This is a genomic window from Geobacillus subterraneus (assembly GCF_001618685.1).
Lineage (GTDB): Bacteria > Bacillota > Bacilli > Bacillales > Anoxybacillaceae > Geobacillus > Geobacillus subterraneus.
Genome location: NZ_CP014342.1, coordinates 553,029 through 568,727, shown reverse-complemented (window position 1 = coordinate 568,727; position 15,699 = coordinate 553,029). Strand labels below are relative to the sequence as shown.

Genomic DNA, 15,699 nt, shown 5'->3' with positions numbered 1-15,699 from the left:
CCCTCTTTCCCGCGTGTCTTCGTTTTTGCAAGTATTTTCAGCACGCAACCAGCGAAAAAGGCTGTCCGATCCAATCCGGCGAACCGGTTGTTTCGGACAGCCTTTTCCCCTAGGTTACCGATGACCAACGACCGGAGACGGCACATAAAAGAGAGGCAGCGGCTTTCCATGGACGGCCGTCCTTGCTCGTTCAAGTGTCTGTCAGTCGCCCTCTCATGCCCGTTCTTCGAGCGCCGCGACGACTTTTTCCGCCGTGCTCCGGCTCGATTGCGGGTTTTGCCCGGTGATCAAGTTGCCGTCGCGCACCGAGAAATCGGTCCATTTCTCGCCGCGGACGAAATTCGCCCCGCGCAGGCGCAAGGTCGACTCAAGCAAAAACGGCATATGCACATCAAGTTCGACCTCGCGTTCTTCCTCATCGGTAAACGAGGTGACCGTTTTCCCTTTCACGATCGGCGTCCCGTCTTTGTATGTCGCGTTCACCAACCCTGACGGCCCATGGCAGACAGCGGCGATGATCCGGCCGTCTTCGGCGAATTGCTGCAACACGTATTGCAGCGTTTCGTTGTCCGGGAAATCGAACATCGTCCCGTGTCCCCCGGGGAGAAAAATGGCGTCAAATCCGTTCGCGTCATCTTTGCTTAAACGTGCCGTGTTTTTCAGCGCCGCTTCCGCCTCGGCCCAAGACGGGTCTTTCTCATTGATGCTGCGCGGATCCAACGGCACGTCGCCGCCTTTGATGCTCGCCACTTTCACGTCATACCCTTTTTCTTTAAACACCAAATACGGCACGGCAAACTCTTCAAGCCAAAGCCCGGTTTTGTGGTCGTCGGTGATCGTCGTATGGTTCGTCACCACCATAAGCACTCGTTTCGTCATGCCCGCCTTCCTCCTTTCCAGTCTGGAATGTTCTCTGCTTCTCATCATACTTTACATTGAGCGAAAACGAAAAAAATATGCTTATGAAACGGAAATGTCACTATGATGGCGCAAACCATGCCTAAGAGCGCAGCGATTGCAGGGAACATGCCGCTTCACCGCATCCTGTGCCAATCGAAAAACCTTGCCGTTTCGCTCGTTCGCTCACGGTGAGGAAAAACCGCTGCTGTTCACCGCCCCGCGAAAAAAGAAAGCCGCTTCCCGAATCATTTGGGAGCGGCAGCAACCGGTCATTTTAACTAATTTTCTGCTGTTCCAGCCCATCCGCTTCGCTCACCGGCTGCCGGAATGGCCACCAGTTGGCGCGGCCGAACGTGCGGACCATGACGGGGACAAACAGCGGGAGAACGACTAGAGCGTAAAGCAAAAGCCCTGTCAATATAATCGTCGCGATTTGCAAGAGCGACAGAACGCCGGACGGATACATCGCGGCAAACGTCCCGCCCAAAATGACGGCGGCCGAGATGATGACCGTTCCCATATGTCCCATCGCTGACAGCATCGCCTCTTTCACCGGCCGGCCGCGATATTCGTTGAACCGGTCCATCAGGAAGATGCTGTAATCGATGCCGAGCGCCATAAGCAAAACGAAGGCGAAAAACGATACTGCCCAGTTCAAACCGGCATAGCCGAGGCCGTTGACGAAAATCAGCTCGGTGACAGCCATGGATGTGTAATAGGTTAATACAAGCGACAGCATCAAATACAGCGGCATGATGAGCGAACGGAGCAGCACCGCCAACACGATGGCGATGCCAATAAGCATAAGCACCGCGGTATGCCGATAGTCGGCGTTCGAAATCGCCCGCAAATCGGCATACACGCTTGTGACGCCGCCGACAGCGATCGTCGCGCCTTCCCATTTCGTTCCTTTCACCGCCCGTTCTGCGGCGGCGCGAATGTCATCAATGCGGCCGAGCGCCGATATGGAATACGGATTTTCATCTAAAATGACATCGAACGTGACAATGCGCCGGTCTTTCGACATATACGCGTCTTTCGCCTGCGCAAACTCTTTGCTTTCACGCGCCGCTTTCGGCATATGCCAGCCGGCCATTTCCTTCGCCGGTGCCGATGACAAATCGGCCAAATACACCTCCGCCGTCCCAAGGCCGCTGGCCACTTGCCGCAAACCGGACGCGCTTTGGTCTAGGCCGTTGACAAGCTGGCCGAGCTGACCGCCAAGCGCCGAGAAATGCTCAAGCAGCTGCCGCTGGCCGCCATTGACTTGCTCGAGGCCAGCTGCAAATTGCGGCAGTTGATCAACGGCTTGTTGTTGACCGTCGGCTGCTTTCGTCAAGCCAACCGCCAGTTCATCGAGCCCGGCGATCACCTTGTCTAAACCGCCGTTGACGGCTGCCTGACCGGCGGTGAGTTGGGCAAACGACTCATTCGCTTTCGCTAGGCCGGTGCGCGTTTGGTCAAGCGCCCCGTTCAACTGCGCGAGGCCAGCCGCCATTTGCTTCGCTTGATCAGATAAAGCAGCGACCGTCATTTTCGCCCGTTGATATTGCGCGTCTTGACCGAGCTCCGGATGCGACTGCTCGACTTGTGCAAGCATCATTTGCACAGCCGTGAGCTGATCAGCGACCGCCTTTAAGCCTGTTTCGACTTGCTTGTATTGGCTGCTGATCGCCGCCAAGCCTTGTTCGGCCTGTTTGTAGCCGCTAAGTAGCTGCGTGGCACCGTCTTGCAGTTTTTTCGCATTGTCGCGCAAGGTCGCCAAACCGTTTTTCAGCTCGCCGGCGCCCATCGCTCCTTGGCGTACGCCTCGTTCGATTTGACGAAGGCCGTTTTGCAGCTTGACGATGCCGTTTTTTAACTGCTCCGTTCCCGAGACGAGCTGGCCGATGCCGGATGACGCTTGCTTCAGCTGCGGCGCGGAAGCGGAGAGCTGATCGCTTGCCGTTTCAAGCCCAGCACCGATTTTTTCGATGCCGTCTTTGCCGGCGCCAAGGCCGTCTTTCAGTTGTTTCGCCTGCTCGGTGACAAACAGCTCTTTGATCGGCTCGCCGGTCGGGCGCGTTGCCGAGCGGACGCTTGCCACGCCGTCGACGTTCTCAACCTCGCGGCTGATTTTTTCGATGAGCGCCAACCCTTCTTCAGAATCGAGCGGCTGCTTGCCTTTTACCACGATTTGCGTCGGCATCGCATCCCCCGGATTGAAGTGGTCGGCAATAATGTCAAACGCTTTAACCGAGCGATAATGGTCGCCGATTTCTTCCATTGAATCAAACGACAGTTTGCCATCGTACGTCACGAGCACCGGCACCGTTACCGCTGCGACGATGGCGAGCGCCAGCAGCGGACGGGCGAATGCAAACCGTCCAGCCGCCAGCCAAAGCCGGCTTTGTCCGTGCTCAAGCTTTCCGCGAACCGGCCAAAACAGCTTCTCGCCAAGCACTGCCATGAAAAACGGCACGAGCGTCACAAGCGCCACAAGCAGCACCGCCACCCCGACGGCGACGGCTGCTGCCGATTGGTACAACTGAAATGTCGACAGTCCGATCGCCGCAAACCCGATCATCACCGCCAATCCGCTCGCCAACACCGTTTTTCCCGCCGTCCGGTACGTGACAACAATCGCTTCTGTCCGATCGCCAAGTTTCGCCAACTCTTCTTTAAACCGGCTCAGCAGCAAAATGCAATAGTCGGTCCCAATGCCAAACAAAACGGCGACTAAAAAGATTTGCGTAAACGTTGATAGCGGAAAGTTCACGTTGTCAACCAAAAAAGCAACGATCGACTGTGAAACGGCATACGTCGCCCCGACCGCCACTAATGGAATCAGCGGGGCTACCGGTGAACGGAATACAGCGAGCAGAACAAGCAAAATGAAGACGATCGTAATCCCTTCCGTCTTCTTCACGCCTTCAAGCGAGCTTGTCACCACATCTTCATCGATCATCCACCCGCCGGTGAAATAATGCTCGACCTTGACGCCGTCCACCGCTTCATACAACGCGTCGGTCAACTGCTTCGCCGTCCGCCCGGCCGGGTCGATGCTGATGGAAACGAGCATCGTTGTATTGTCTTTTGACAAAAGCTCTTTTTCTAGTTCCGGATTGGCAAACGGTGAAACGATGTTCGTGATATGGAGATCGCTTTTCTTCTTTTCGAGCGCGTTCACCGCCCGTTCAATTTCTTGTTTGTCTTCCGCCGTCAATCCGTCTTTCTGATAAAAGACGAGCACGGCGGAGCGTTCATTTTCTTTGTTTTTTTGCTCGTTTGCCTCTTTCATCAATTGTGCCGCCATCGACGACGAATAGCCGTCCGGCACGCTCAGCTGTCCTTTTTCCCGGACGAGCGCACCCATGTTCGGAGCGGTCATCATGAGCACCGCCGCGATGATGATCCAACCGATGAACACGAACCATTTTCCTTTGATGATCGCCCTCATCTCGCTTCCTCCACCTCCTGCAGCACGCGGGCCAGTTTTTCATACGTCCGGATGAACGTCTCGATTTCTTTCTCCGGAAAGCGAGCGATCACGTCTTCCACCAGCCGATAGACGCTCCGGTCCATCTCCGCCACCCATTCCTCTCCTTGTGGCGTCAACGATAAGGCCACAACACGTCGGTCGCTTTCATCACGGTCACGGCGCAGCCAGCCTTTGTCGACGAGGCGGTTCGTCATCGCCGTCACCGCGCTTTTGTTCACACCAAACATCGCCGCCAGTTCCGTCGACGTGCACGCCCCCCGCCGGCGAATGTAGCGCAGCAAATAATATTGGTCATGCGTCATCTCCTCATCAAGCCCGACTTTGACGAGCGCCGCTCCGCGCTTCATCACGAGAAACGAAACGGACAAATAGCGGTCGATCCAATCGTCGATGTTTCTTTCTACCATCTGCTCACCTCCAATCATTCACTCGTTGAACCATTTGCCAGCCTGATCAATTAGCTCACTCGATCTGCCTATTTAGTTCAACTATTGAACCATTACCACTATTAACGTAACAAGGATGAAAGGAAAAATCAATCGTTTTTTCACATCATCGTGTCCCCCTGCAGCCTGACCTCTGTAATCCCCCTTTTTGCGCTAAGTGAGTGAAAAAATGTATTATGACTATAAGAGAAAATATTTCTAGAAGCCGGGTGAATTCATTCCTACATTTGGGGGTTTTTGCGAATGGTATGGAAGGACAAATTAAAAAAAATGTCTCAAAAACAAATTTTGTTGTACGCGCTCATCGGAATTTGTTTGGCCGCCTCCGTTCTTTTTGTTCACTACAATCATCCCTTCTATGATCGTCCCATTGCCAAAGTGATCAAAATAGAACTGACAGATACAACGAAAGTAACTGATATGCATGAAAATGAAGATCGTCTATTCACCCAACGCATCATTGCTCAATTGAAAAATGGCGACCAAAAAGGGCGGCTTATTCACTTAACTAACCAGTATTCCTCATCGAAAGCTTATGATCAACAATATCGTGTTGGAGATGAATTGTTTGTTTCGATTGATGCAAATAGAAACGAAAACTCACATTTAACTGGAACGATCCAAGGTGTAAAGCGTGACAAATACGTATTGATGGCGGCATGGGTTTTCATCTTGACTTTGCTTCTCATCGGGAAAAAGCAAGGATTGTTGTCGATTATAAGTTTAGCCGTCAACTCCATTTTGTTATCCTATGCATTGGATGTTTATCTCCATACATCCGGCATCAGTCTCTTAATCATATGCGGCATTAGTATCATTTTGTTTACTACCATTTCTTTGTTGCTCGTTAACGGGTTTAATGAAAAAACATATGCCGCTATTGTTGCCACCTTACTGGGAACGTTTATGTCGCTGTTGATCACTTATCTTGTCATGCAATTCACGTCAGAACAAGGCCTTCGATATGAGGAAATGCAATTTGTAACTCGTCCTTATAAAGTCGTGTTTATGGCCGGAGTATTTATCGGATCTTTAGGAGCTGTAATGGATGTGGCAATTACAATGTCCTCTTCCATCTTTGGATTGTATGAAAAGAATAACAACATATCGATCAAAGCACTGAAAGCTTCGGGAATGGAGATCGGGAAGGATATTATGGGAACGATGACAAATATTTTGTTTTTTGCCTATATAAGCGGCTCCATCCCTATGCTTATTTTGTATTTAAAAAATGCCTCCCCCTTAATGTTCACCCTGTCGATGAACCTTTCGCTGGAATTGGCTAGAGCTTTAGCTGGGGGGATTGGAATCGTAATGACAATCCCAATAGGGTTATATACGACTATTTTTTTCATTAAGAGAAAGAGGGCAAGAGCATGAATACATTGTTCTGGTTAGGAACCATTTTATTCATTCTGATGGTCCTTGTTGGCGGGAAAAAAGGGGCACGATCTTTCTTGGCCATATTCTTCAACTTTGGCGTGCTCATACTCACTATCCTGATTATGCTGATTCCAAAAGCTGATCCGATCATCTTAACATTGATTGCATCCACGTTGATCAGCTGCATTAGCCTTTTTTACATCAATGGAGTGAGCACAAAAACAATCACTGCCTTCATTTCTAGCATAGCCACTGTGGTGATCCTGCTCTTCTTTATTGTCATTGTGACTGAAAATGCTATGATTCAAGGATTTGGCGAAGAGGAAGCCGAGGGGATTTCCGCCTTTTCCCTTTACATTGGAATCGACTTTGTGAAAATCGGGGCATCTGTCATTATTATGAGTACAATAGGTGCGATTACAGATACGGCGATTGCCATTTCGTCTCCAATGCGCGAAATATTCCATCACCATCCATCCATTAGCAGGAAAGATTTGTTTGCCTTCGGTTTACGTATGGGGAGGGATCTATTAGGAACGAGTACAAATACGTTGTTTTTCGCCTTCTTCGGCAGCTATTTGGCATTGCTTATCTGGTTTAAAGATTTATCCTACTCTATCGATCAAATCGTAAATTCAAAAATATTTAGCGCAGAAATGATCGCGATCTTTTTTGCCGGGATTGGTGTAGCATCAACTATTCCAATCACTTCGTGGGTGACCGCTTATTTTTTAGTAAAAAAAGGGAGGAAATAAATGTTATCAATGTTGTTTTCGTTGACACCATAGTCGTCCGTCGACACCCCGTTTAGCGGATCGGTTGGGAAAAGCGAACATCCGGATGGATAGGCATTTTGGAACGCCTTGCTGTCATCGCTGCTTTATCCATTCTGTTCGGCGAACAAAGTTTACCATCATGTTCCGCTCCATGCCTCGCTGTACACACCGATCCGCTTTTTGGGAAACTTTCAACGCCCAAGATGGTAGCCAAGCCATGCTAACAACACGCCAAACGAGTAGGTAACGACCAAATAAGAGCAGACGACCACCAAATAAGTCCTCGTTTTTCCTTGTTGTTTTCGCTGCATCATTTGCACGCTTTCCCATTTGAACGTGGAAAACGTCGTGAACGCGCCCATAAAACCGGTGCCGACAAGCAATTTTTCAGCATCGGCGGCGCCGCTTCCAGCCAGCCAGCCGAGCAAAAACGAGCCAAGTAAGTTCACAATGAGCGTGCCGAGCGGGAAGCGCGGCGAGCGCCGGGCTGCCCAGCGGCTGACGGCGTAACGGCAGATGGCGCCAAAAAAACCGCCGATCATCACCAATAGCGATGCCATCATCGGACCATTTCCCCCTTTCGCTTTGGCTGGGCGGCAGCGGAGCCCGCCCATGCCGCGGTTAGACCGCCGAACAAACTGGCGGCGATATAACCAGCGGCCATGCCCCATCGTCCTTGTTCCAGCAATTCGACACACTCGACGCTAAGGGTGGAAAACGTCGTATACGAGCCGACAAAACCGCTCGTCACCGCCGTTTGCACCCATGGCGGCCACGTGGGGCGGCGGGTGAATGTGACCGTGAGCCAGCTGAGCAAAAACGAGCCTGTCCAGTTGATGAAAAGCGTCGCAAACGGAAAGCCATGGGCGGCGGGAACAAGCAAACCGAGCCCATAACGGACAAGCGCGCCGATCATGCCGGCGATGCCAACGGCGAGATAAACCAATGACCGTTCCTCCCTTCCAAAAAGAAACAGACTCCTGCCGCATGCAAACGCAGCAGGAGTCATCAGCCGGAAGCCGGCGATTATGGCGAACCCCATCGCCTATGTTGTTGAACGAGTTTTATTTTACCATAAATACCCTGATGTTGTGAAGAGCCCCCTGTTTAGTGCTGCCGGGCGCGGCGGAACCCATGCCGTTCAAACTGCTTCAACGCTTGTTCGCTCGTTAAATAAGCATAAAACTGGCGCGCTTCTTGCAGATACTTGGTCGTCTTGACCACGCCGAGCGGATAGACGATCGGTTCGTGCATCTCATCAGGCACCACAGCCGCAATTTTCACGTTGCCGGAGACAAGCGCGTCCGTCCGGTACACAAAGCCGGCGTCGACGTTGCCCGTTTCGACATACGTCAACACTTGGCGGACGTCTTTGGCCAGAACGAGGCGCGGCTTGACTTTTTCCCATAACCCGGCCTGCTCAAGCGTTTGTTTCGCGTATATGCCGGCCGGCACCGACTCAGGGATGCCAATGGCCACCCGTTTCGCGCGAGTGATGTCATCGAGCGACTGAATCGCCCCTTCTTCTTGTTTTGGCACAATGAGCACGAGTTCGTTGGCTAACACCGTTTTTTCATGCGCAGAATCCATCAGCCCTTCTTGTTTCAGCTCCGCAAACGGCTGGACGGCGGCGGAGAAAAACAAATCGACCGGCGCCCCTTGCGCGATTTGTTTTTGCAAGGCGCCGGATGACCCAAAGTTATAGTGAATGCGGATGTTCGGATGCTCGCGCTCGAAGACGGTTTTCACTTCCTCTAGCGCGTCTTGCAAACTGGCAGCCGCTGAGACGGTGAGCTCAACCGGTTGTTGTCTGCCATCCGGCCGCCCCGCGGCGCATCCATACAACCCGGCAAGCAAAAGCAAGGCAATGATCGCGGCCTGAATGGTTCGCATCGTTCTCCCCCTTTTTGCACGCTTCGGTGTGACAGAATAGAAAAACAGGGAGCTGCCCGTGCTCCCTGCTTCATACCGCTGCGGCATTACCCGCGCAACACCGCGCCAAACTGCTCTTCGACCGCCGCCAATACCCGCTCATGGACGGCCGTGACTTCTTCATCGGTGAGCGTCCGTTCCGGATCATAGTAGCGGAGCGAGAAGGCGAGCGATTTTTTTCCGGCCGGCAGGCGGTCGCCTTGGTAGACGTCAAAGAGGGCGACGTCTTTCAACAGCGGTTTCCCGGCTTCTTCGATCGCCTGCTTGAGGGCGTCTGCTTCGATGTTGTCATCGACGACTAAAGCGATGTCGCGCACGACCGACGGGAAGCGCGGAATCGATTCGTAGCGGATCGCTTCTCCTTCCGCGTTCAACAGCTCGGCCAAGGCGAGCTCAAAGACGTACGTTTCTTTCAAATCGTACTCTTTTTGCACGGCTGGGTGGAGCTGGCCGACAAAGCCGATCACCGTTCCGTCAAGCGCAATCTCCGCCGTCCGCCCCGGATGCAAGTCGGCGCGCTTCGCCGGGCGGTAGCTGATGCGATCAGACAGCCCAAGCAGGTCGAACAAGCCGTCAAGCACGCCTTTTGCAACATAGAAATCGGCCGCTTTTTTCTCTCCTTGCCAAAGGTGAGCATGCCATAAACCGGTGATGACGCCGGCGAGCCGCTCGTTTTCCGCCGGCTGGACGTTTTCCCCACGCGACAAATAGACGGAGCCGATTTCATACAGAGCGACGTTCTCGACTTGGCGGGCGCGGTTGTAGCTCGCCGCTTCAAGCAAATGCGGCACTAAACTTTGCCGGAGAACGCTCCGCTCCTCGCTCATCGGCAGCGCCAAGCGGATCGGTTCGGCGGTCTCCAAAGCAAACCGCGTCGCTTTGTCCGGGCTCGTCAATGAATACGTGATCGCCTGGAACAAGCCGGCGCCTTCCAAATAGCGGCGGACGCGGCGGCGTTTCGCTTGGTATGGCGTCAGCTCGCCCGGTTTTGCCTCGGCCACCGGCAACGTCGCCGGCAAATGGTCGTAGCCGTACAGGCGGGCGACTTCCTCGATGATATCTTCTTCGATCGCAATATCGCGGCGGCGCGATGGGACATGAACGGTGAACGTTCCGTTGTCTTCTGTGAACGGAAATTGCAAGTTCGCCAAAATCGCGGCCACTTCCTCTTTCGACATCGCCGTGCCGAGGACACCGTTGATCCGTTCAAGCGTGACCGTCACGACCACCGGCTCTTCTTTCCATGTGCTGGCTTCGACGATGCCGCCGACAATCTCACCGCCGGCGTATTCGGCCATCAGCGCCGCGGCGCGCTCGAGCGCTTCTTTCGTCCGCGCCGGATCGATCCCTTTTTCAAAGCGGGTGCTCGCTTCGCTGCGCAGTCCGTGATCTTTTACCGCCTGACGAATGACCGGACTCGTAAAATACGCCGCTTCGATGAACACTGTTTTCGTGTTATCGCGCACTTCCGAGTTGGCTCCGCCCATCACGCCGGCTAAAGCGACCGGCTCATGGCCGTTCGTGATGACGAGATGGTCTTCGGTCAGCTTCCGCTTGGCATCGTCAAGCGTCACGATCGTTTCCCCTGCCTTCGCCCGGCGGACGACGATCTCCTTCGAACCGAGGCGGTCGTAGTCAAACGCGTGTAGCGGCTGGCCGTACTCAAGCAAAATGTAGTTGGTGATATCGACAACATTGTTGTGCGGGCGAATGCCGGCCGCCATCAAGCGCGCCTGCATCCAAAGCGGCGACGGGCCGATCTGGACGTTTTTCACGATCCGCCCGGCGTACAGCGGATTGTCTTCCGGCGCTTCGACGCGAACGGAAATGTAGTCGTGGATCATTTCATTGTTTTCTTTGACCGCCGCTTCCGGCAGCTTCACCGCGCGGCCGAGAATGGCGGCCACTTCATAGGCGACGCCGATCATGCTTAAGCAGTCAGCGCGGTTGGGCGTTAACGAGAGTTCGAGCACTTCATCGTGCAAGCCGAGCCATTCCAACGCATCGGCGCCGACCGGCGCGTCGCTCGGGAAAACGAAAATGCCTTCGGCGTATTCTTTTGGCACGACTTTTGTTTCGACGCCGAGCTCTTGGAGCGAACAAATCATGCCGTTTGACTCTTCGCCGCGCAGCTTCGCCCGTTTGATTTTAAAATGGCCCGGCAGCACCGCGCCGACTTTGGCGACAGCGACGTTTTGCCCTTTGGCGACGTTCGGGGCGCCGCAAATGATTTGCACCGGCTCTCCTTCACCTAGATCAACAAGACACTTCCGCAGTTTGTCGGCGTTCGGGTGCGGCTCGCATTCGAGCACATGGCCGATGACAACTCCCTTCATCCCCCGGTTGAGCACTTCGACCCGCTCGACTTCAATGCCGCTTTTGGTGATGCGGTCAGCGAGCTCTTCGGCCGTCACGCCCGTCAAATCGACGTATTCGCCTAGCCAACGATACGAAACGAGCATTCCCAACTCCTCCTTTTTCTTTTAGACACGCAAAAATTGTTGCAAGAAACGAAGATCGTTTTGATAGAAATGGCGGATATCGTCAATGCCGTATTTCAACATCGCGATTCGCTCCGGCCCCATGCCGAACGCAAACCCGGTATATGTTTTCGAATCAAAACCGGCCATCTCGAGCACGTTCGGGTGCACCATACCGGCGCCCAAAATTTCAATCCAGCCCGTGCCTTTGCAGACGCTGCAGCCGTGCCCTTCGCAGCGGAAGCAGGACACATCGACTTCGACCGACGGCTCCGTAAACGGGAAAAAGCTCGGCCGGAAACGGATGTCGCGGCCTTCGCCGAACAGCTTGCGGGCGAATTCGCGCAGCGTCCCTTTCAAGTCGCTCATCCGGATGTGGCGGTCCACCACCAATCCTTCAATTTGCGTAAACTGGTGCGAATGGGTCGCATCATCGGTGTCGCGGCGATACACTTTGCCCGGGCAAATGATTTTTACCGGACCGCGCCCGCGATGCTTCTCCATCGTCCGCGCCTGCATCGGCGACGTGTGGGTGCGAAGCAACATTTCTTCCGTAATATAAAACGAATCTTGCATATCGCGGGCCGGGTGGCCTTTCGGCAAATTGAGCGCCTCAAAGTTGTAATAGTCAGTCTCAACTTCCGGCCCTTCAGCGACCGTATACCCCATGCCGATGAACAAATCCTCAATTTCCTCGATGACGCGCGTCAGCGGGTGCGGGTTTCCCAATTTCACCGGACGGCCCGGAAGCGTCACATCGATCGCCTCAGCCGCCAACTTCCGCTCGACTTCTTCTTCCTCGAGTTTCGTTTGTTTTGCCTCAAGCGCCTGTTGGATCGCCTCTCTTACCTCATTAGCCAGCGCGCCGATTTTCGGGCGCTCTTCTGGCGGCAATGCTCCCATGCCGCGCAGCACTTCGGTAATCGGCCCTTTTTTGCCTAAATAGGCGACGCGCACATCATTGAGCGCTTTTAAATCGCCAGCTTGTTCAATTTTCGCAAGCGCTTCTCGCTCGAGTTCATGCAACCGTTCTTTCACGCCAATCCCTCCTCGTTTCAAATAAAAAAACCCGCCCCCAGTAAGGGACGAGTTGTTGCTCGCGGTACCACCCTTGTTAACAGCGCCAATGAAGACGCGCTGTTCGCTTCCTTGCCATAACGGCCAAAAGCCGGATCACCTTTACATCCCACCTATGGGGGATGGTCCTGGTGTCAACTCGGGAGGTGAACTTCACTTGCGTCGGCCATAAAAACGCTCCCAGTCTAAGGCGTTTTCTCCCTGGATGGCGAGCGGCAAGCTACTTTTCTCCGTCATCGTTGTTGTCCGTATGAGAAATGTCGCTATTCATTATACGCAAATGAGTGGGCGAAGGCAAGGTCAGGCCGAAATTTCTTTGCGCAGCTCATCGATTTCCGCTTCCTGTTCAATCGAGCGGATGGCAAGGCGCTCCATAATTTTTTCCTGCCGCACTTGCCCTTCCTTGAGCGCGGCGACATCTTTTTTGACCCCCAACATGTCCTTTTTCATGGCATCCATGTCTTTTTTCATGGCATCCATGTCTTTTTTCATGGCGTCCATGTCTTTTTTCATGGCGTCCACATCACTTTGAAGGCGATCGACTTTGTCTTCGAGTTGTTTCACGCTTCCTTGCAACTTGACGATATCCATGCGCATTTGTTCGATGTAGGCCCCTTGAACATCAAGACGCTCGAGCACAGCGTTCAATAACGCCCGCAGTTCGCCATCCATCTGTCTCCGCTCCCTTGTCCTATTGATTTTCGATTCTATTTTACCGCACCGCCTGCAAGGAATAAAGCAAAATTCCGGCCGCAACGGCGACGTTCAGCGACTCGGCGCGGCCGTAAATCGGGATGTACACGTTCTCTGTCGTTAGGCGCAGCAGGTCGGGTCGGACGCCGCTTCCTTCATTGCCGACAAGCAAGGCGAACGAAGACGATTGTGGAACGGTGCGGTAATCGACGGCGTTCTCCAAGGCGGTGCCGTACACCGGAATGCCCTGCTCCTTGAAACGCGCGATCCACTGCGCCAGATCGCCTTTGACAACCGGAAGGTGAAACAGCGATCCTTGCGTCGCACGGACGACTTTCGGGTTGTACAAATCGGCGCATCCTTCCCCTAAAATGACCGCATCGATGCCGGCCGCATCAGCCGTGCGAATCATCGTGCCGAGATTGCCGGGATCTTGCACGGCATCAATGAGCAACGCCGTGTTCACATCGCCAAGCTCGGTCGCGGCTTGCCGGCAGACAGCCATGATCCCTTGCGGTGTTTCCGTGCTGCTGATCGCCTTCATCACCGCTTCCGTTACGATCACTACCGGCACATCGCTGACGTCCCAGCCGGGCGGAATCGCGGCCCGCTCATCCACAATCAGCTCAACAAGCGGCGCTTGGCTTTTTAGCGCCTCTTCGATGAGATGAAACCCTTCGAGCAAAAACCACCCGGTTTCCTCACGTCCTTTTTTCGTCAGCAACTTTTTCCATTGCTTCACGCGCGCGTTTTTTGGCGATTCAATTCGCTTCACCGCTTCGCCCCCCAATGTTTGGCGATAAACTCATCGCGCCCGGAGGCGGCGCGGTCTTGCTTATAATGCTCCGGGTTTTTCTTATGGTAGTTTTGATGATACTCTTCCGCCGGATAAAACGTTGTGGCCGGCAAAATGTTCGTCACAATCGGCTTCGAGAAGCGCCCGCTTTCCTCGAGCGCCCGCTTTGACTGCTCGGCGAGCTGGCGCTGTTTTTCGTTATGGTAAAAAATCGCCGTCCGGTATTGCGGCCCGCGGTCGTGAAACTGGCCGCCGTCATCGGTCGGGTCGATTTGACACCAATACAGCTCCAAAAGCCGCTCATACGGGAACACGTCTGGGTCAAACGTGATTTGCACCGCCTCGTAATGGCCGGTCGTCCCCGTTTTCACTTGCTCATACGTCGGGTTTTCGACATGCCCGCCCGTATAGCCGGAGACGATGCCGTAAATGCCGTCGAGTTCCTCAAACGGCGTCACCATGCACCAAAAGCAGCCGCCGGCGAATGTCGCTTTTTCCATTTGGGTCGTCACCTCATGCGTCAAGTTTCTTCTTTCTGATTATAGCAAACGGTGTACAATTGTCATCTTTCACGCCCAAAGCCAAGTTCCTTCACCAAACTAGACGCGTTCCGTTCCGCACGCCAGCCGCTCATGTCTCCGAGTCAAGCCGTTGTTTCATTTCGGCAAGCAAGCGGTCAAACAGCGGGATATAGTCGGTGCGAATGCGTTCATACATGTCCATCGCCGTTTCTTCATCATACGTATGGGACGTCCGGTTGCGGTCTTCCAGCATGCGAAGCCATGTCTCTCCGTCTTCAATCAACCCTTCTCGAAACGCCTCGCGAATCGTTTTTCTTGGGCTCGTCACTTCGGAGTATCCTTGGTACTCCAAATAAAGTTTCATCCATTTCCACGCCAGTTCGTACGTGAATTCAAACCGTTGAATGGCCGCATCGACAACAAGGTCATCCGTTTGCGCGTCTCTTGCGGCGCTTTGCCGGAGTTTGGCGAGCGCCCGTTCGAAATCGTAATATCGATCCATCAGCCGGCTCATGGTGACCATCACCTTCCCGTGCTCGTTCGTTTGAAAAATCGTCTTTCCTTCTTGGTCAATATTCATTTTTAGCTGTTCGTTGTGAATTTGATTGTAATCAACAACATCGATCGGATAAATGATCGGAAGTTCATCCAAGTCCGATTGCAGAAGGTACAGCGGGCCTCCCGGTTTTCGAAATTTGATCGCCAAATCGATATCCGATCCTTCCTTGTAATCGCCTCGTGCTCTTGAGCCGAACAAAATGACTTTTTCAATGACATCAGCATAACGGGAAAATAGATGGAGCAGTTGGCGAAATACCGTTCGTTCCAATCCATAGAGCGGTTTCTCGTCCATCGTCGCCATCACTCATTTCGGTCTAGTTTTTCCTCTATTATACCATATACGAGAGCCGCTCCATGTATAAATCCGCCGCCATTGGCAAACGATAACGGTGTACAATACGGCCAATGAGGTGAGACAAATGGATTTGAACTTGCGGAAAGCCATTATGCACAACGTCGCCAACAACTCGAAAGAACAGCTCGAGAATACAATCGAGGACGCGATCCAGCGTGGCGAGGAAAAATATTTGCCCGGCCTCGGCGTCCTCTTTGAAGCCATTTGGACGCACGCCAATGAACAGCAAAAAGACATGATGCTCACGACACTCGAGCAGGCGGTGAAACAATGACGAACACCGGCCGAATTGGCCGGT

At 53.4% G+C, this 15,699-nt stretch carries 15 protein-coding genes, 1 riboswitch and 1 other annotated feature; of the genes, 3 read left to right on the top strand and 12 right to left on the bottom strand.

Going from position 1 to position 15,699, the window contains the following annotated elements; translation table 11 throughout:
* Nucleotides 1-213 precede the first annotated feature (213 nt).
* The 3 genes from GS3922_RS02720 to GS3922_RS02710 form a co-directional block, all read right to left on the bottom strand.
* Nucleotides 214-879, bottom strand: a complete 666-nt coding sequence (locus tag GS3922_RS02720) for a type 1 glutamine amidotransferase domain-containing protein (RefSeq protein WP_031407790.1) — start codon at nt 877-879, stop codon at nt 214-216.
* A gap of 295 nt (nt 880-1,174) precedes the next feature.
* A complete protein-coding gene (locus tag GS3922_RS02715) occupies nt 1,175-4,339 on the bottom strand; it encodes an MMPL family transporter (RefSeq protein WP_063165064.1) in 3,165 nt (1,054 codons plus the stop codon).
* On the bottom strand, nt 4,336-4,788 hold the full coding sequence (locus GS3922_RS02710) for a MarR family winged helix-turn-helix transcriptional regulator (RefSeq protein WP_063165063.1): 453 nt from the start codon (nt 4,786-4,788) through the stop codon (nt 4,336-4,338). The genes GS3922_RS02715 and GS3922_RS02710 overlap by 4 nt, the downstream gene beginning before the upstream one ends.
* Before the next feature lie 282 nt (nt 4,789-5,070).
* Between GS3922_RS02710 and GS3922_RS02705 the strand changes: the two genes are divergently transcribed.
* Both GS3922_RS02705 and GS3922_RS02700 read left to right on the top strand, forming a co-directional pair.
* Nucleotides 5,071-6,207 (top strand): YibE/F family protein, encoded by a 1,137-nt coding sequence (locus GS3922_RS02705; protein WP_044743517.1) that lies wholly within the window; start codon nt 5,071-5,073, stop codon nt 6,205-6,207.
* Nucleotides 6,204-6,965, top strand: a complete 762-nt coding sequence (locus GS3922_RS02700; protein WP_044743518.1) for a YibE/F family protein — start codon at nt 6,204-6,206, stop codon at nt 6,963-6,965. Before GS3922_RS02705 ends, GS3922_RS02700 begins: the two co-directional genes overlap by 4 nt.
* A 212-nt stretch (nt 6,966-7,177) precedes the next feature.
* On the opposite strand, the gene crcB is transcribed toward GS3922_RS02700, so the two are convergent.
* From crcB to GS3922_RS02655, 9 genes are all read right to left on the bottom strand, one after another.
* Nucleotides 7,178-7,549 carry a fluoride efflux transporter CrcB gene (gene crcB / locus GS3922_RS02695; protein WP_063165062.1) on the bottom strand — a complete coding sequence of 124 codons (372 nt, stop codon included), beginning with the start codon at nt 7,547-7,549 and terminating at the stop codon, nt 7,178-7,180.
* Nucleotides 7,546-7,932, bottom strand: a complete 387-nt coding sequence (locus tag GS3922_RS02690; RefSeq protein WP_044743520.1) for a fluoride efflux transporter FluC — start codon at nt 7,930-7,932, stop codon at nt 7,546-7,548. Before GS3922_RS02690 ends, crcB begins: the two co-directional genes overlap by 4 nt.
* A 46-nt stretch (nt 7,933-7,978) precedes the next feature.
* A riboswitch (Fluoride riboswitch) is annotated at nt 7,979-8,041 on the bottom strand.
* A gap of 52 nt (nt 8,042-8,093) precedes the next feature.
* Entirely contained in the window at nt 8,094-8,879 is a 786-nt protein-coding gene (modA, locus tag GS3922_RS02685; RefSeq protein WP_063165061.1) for a molybdate ABC transporter substrate-binding protein, read from the bottom strand.
* 86 nt (nt 8,880-8,965) lie between these two features.
* Nucleotides 8,966-11,380, bottom strand: coding sequence for a phenylalanine--tRNA ligase subunit beta (pheT, locus tag GS3922_RS02680; protein WP_063165060.1), 2,415 nt, complete (start codon nt 11,378-11,380; stop codon nt 8,966-8,968).
* Between the two features lie 21 nt (nt 11,381-11,401).
* Entirely contained in the window at nt 11,402-12,436 is a 1,035-nt protein-coding gene (gene pheS, locus GS3922_RS02675; RefSeq protein WP_063165059.1) for a phenylalanine--tRNA ligase subunit alpha, read from the bottom strand.
* A gap of 40 nt (nt 12,437-12,476) precedes the next feature.
* Nucleotides 12,477-12,721, bottom strand: a binding site (T-box leader).
* A gap of 54 nt (nt 12,722-12,775) precedes the next feature.
* Nucleotides 12,776-13,147 (bottom strand): hypothetical protein, encoded by a 372-nt coding sequence (locus GS3922_RS02670; protein WP_011232182.1) that lies wholly within the window; start codon nt 13,145-13,147, stop codon nt 12,776-12,778.
* Between the two features lie 40 nt (nt 13,148-13,187).
* Nucleotides 13,188-13,943, bottom strand: a complete 756-nt coding sequence (locus tag GS3922_RS02665) for a TrmH family RNA methyltransferase (RefSeq protein ID WP_063165058.1) — start codon at nt 13,941-13,943, stop codon at nt 13,188-13,190.
* Nucleotides 13,940-14,464 carry a peptide-methionine (S)-S-oxide reductase MsrA gene (msrA, locus tag GS3922_RS02660; RefSeq protein ID WP_063165057.1) on the bottom strand — a complete coding sequence of 175 codons (525 nt, stop codon included), beginning with the start codon at nt 14,462-14,464 and terminating at the stop codon, nt 13,940-13,942. Before msrA ends, GS3922_RS02665 begins: the two co-directional genes overlap by 4 nt.
* 130 nt (nt 14,465-14,594) lie before the next feature.
* On the bottom strand, nt 14,595-15,338 hold the full coding sequence (locus GS3922_RS02655) for an HI0074 family nucleotidyltransferase substrate-binding subunit (protein WP_063167286.1): 744 nt from the start codon (nt 15,336-15,338) through the stop codon (nt 14,595-14,597).
* Between the two features lie 127 nt (nt 15,339-15,465).
* Between GS3922_RS02655 and sspI the strand changes: the two genes are divergently transcribed.
* Entirely contained in the window at nt 15,466-15,675 is a 210-nt protein-coding gene (gene sspI / locus GS3922_RS02650; protein WP_015375579.1) for a small acid-soluble spore protein SspI, read from the top strand.
* Nucleotides 15,676-15,699: the final 24 nt, after the last annotated feature.

Coding starts and splice junctions, on each gene's coding strand:
- GS3922_RS02720 (WP_031407790.1), bottom strand. CDS start 879: ATGACGAAACGAGTGCTTATGGTGGTGACGAACCATACGACGATCACC.
- GS3922_RS02715 (WP_063165064.1), bottom strand. CDS start 4,339: ATGAGGGCGATCATCAAAGGAAAATGGTTCGTGTTCATCGGTTGGATC.
- GS3922_RS02710 (WP_063165063.1), bottom strand. CDS start 4,788: ATGGTAGAAAGAAACATCGACGATTGGATCGACCGCTATTTGTCCGTT.
- GS3922_RS02705 (WP_044743517.1), top strand. CDS start 5,071: ATGGTATGGAAGGACAAATTAAAAAAAATGTCTCAAAAACAAATTTTG.
- GS3922_RS02700 (WP_044743518.1), top strand. CDS start 6,204: ATGAATACATTGTTCTGGTTAGGAACCATTTTATTCATTCTGATGGTC.
- crcB (WP_063165062.1), bottom strand. CDS start 7,549: ATGATGGCATCGCTATTGGTGATGATCGGCGGTTTTTTTGGCGCCATC.
- modA (WP_063165061.1), bottom strand. CDS start 8,879: ATGCGAACCATTCAGGCCGCGATCATTGCCTTGCTTTTGCTTGCCGGG.
- pheT (WP_063165060.1), bottom strand. CDS start 11,380: ATGCTCGTTTCGTATCGTTGGCTAGGCGAATACGTCGATTTGACGGGC.
- GS3922_RS02670 (WP_011232182.1), bottom strand. CDS start 13,147: ATGGATGGCGAACTGCGGGCGTTATTGAACGCTGTGCTCGAGCGTCTT.
- msrA (WP_063165057.1), bottom strand. CDS start 14,464: ATGGAAAAAGCGACATTCGCCGGCGGCTGCTTTTGGTGCATGGTGACG.
- GS3922_RS02655 (WP_063167286.1), bottom strand. CDS start 15,338: ATGGACGAGAAACCGCTCTATGGATTGGAACGAACGGTATTTCGCCAA.
- sspI (WP_015375579.1), top strand. CDS start 15,466: ATGGATTTGAACTTGCGGAAAGCCATTATGCACAACGTCGCCAACAAC.